Below are 1,348 nucleotides of genomic sequence, written 5' to 3' on the forward strand. Positions count from 1 at the left end.
AGCCAATCTGGACCAGCGCAGCGCGGAGCGTTCCTACGGGATCGCCGAGCAACAGCTGACGCCGGTGCTGTCGTGGTCGTTTCAGGAGCTGCGCAACCGGTGGAACCAGCTCAAGCATCAGGTGGCGGTAGGCGGGGATGGCTGCCCGTGGTGGCAGGACAACAGTAAGGAGGCCTACGCCAACGCGGTGGCGAATCTGGCGGAGGCGCTGGGTAATTGGGATGCGTCGCGGACCGGGAAACGGGCTGGCCCACCGATGGGTTTCCCCCGGTTCAAGCGCAGGGGCAAAGCCGTTTCGAAGTTCACGTTCACTACCGGGGCCATCCGGGTGGAGCCGTCGCGGCATCACGTGACGCTGCCGGTGCTGGGCACGATCCATACCCATGAGTCCACGCGCAAATTGGGTCGGCGGATCGAGTCGGGCACTGCGCAGATCCTGAAGGCGACAGTGCGGTTCGAACGGGGCCGGTGGCTGGTGTCGTTCACCTGCGCTGTGCGCCGCGCCGAGGGGCGCCAGAGCACTGCGGGCGCCCCCGATGCCGCCGCAGTGGTGGGTATCGACGCCGGGGTGACGGACTTGCTGGTGGTGGCCAGCGCGGACGGGACCGAGATCGCCCGTCACAGCGCGCCGCGCGAGCTCAAGCGGGCGTTGCGGAAACTGCGGGCGCTGCAACGCAAAGCGGCGCGCCAACGCGGTCCCTGGAACGCGGCTGGCCAGCACAAGCAGGACGCCTCGCGCGGCTGGGAATCCACTCAGGCCCAGATCAGCCGGGCGCATGCCCGGCTGGCCAACCTGCGGGCCGATCGGATCCATAAACTGACCACGAGCCTGGCGAAAACCCATCAAGTGATCGGTGGGGAGACGCTGGCGGTCAAGAACATGATGCGCCGCCCCAAACCCAAACCCGACCCCGATAATCCCGGCGCGTTCCTGCCCAACGGCGCGGCCGCCAAATCCGGGCTCAACCGGGCGTTGGCCGATGCCGGCCTTGGTGAGATGTTTCGCCAACTCGACTACAAAACACGCTGGTATGGATCGTATCTGGTCAAAGCTGACAGATGGTTCGCCAGCTCAAAAATGTGTTCCGGCTGTGGTGCGGTGAAAACCAAACTGCACCTGGCCGAACGCGTGTATCACTGCGAGCACTGCGGCCTTGAGATCGACCGAGACCGTAACGCCGCTATCAATTTGGCGCGTCATGCGCTGAAGGCTACGGCGCCGAGTACCGGCGTCGTCACCGGTGGAGCCGACCGCAAGACCAAGCCCTCGGGCGCGGCTGGTGGCAGTGAAACCGGAACCGTTTCTCAACGGAGTGCCCGCCCGAAAGGACGGGCTGCCTGAAATGCG

The 1,348-nt window shown here is 65.8% G+C and carries 1 protein-coding gene; it reads left to right on the top strand.

Annotation, left to right across the window (positions count from 1 at the left end; genetic code table 11):
- The coding region (gene tnpB, locus AWC07_RS23070; protein ID WP_085105250.1) for an IS607 family element RNA-guided endonuclease TnpB at positions 1-1,342 on the top strand (1,342 nt) is incomplete at its 5' end.
- Positions 1,343-1,348: the final 6 nt, after the last annotated feature.

It is taken from the genome of Mycobacterium gastri (assembly GCF_002102175.1).
GTDB lineage: Bacteria > Actinomycetota > Actinomycetes > Mycobacteriales > Mycobacteriaceae > Mycobacterium > Mycobacterium gastri.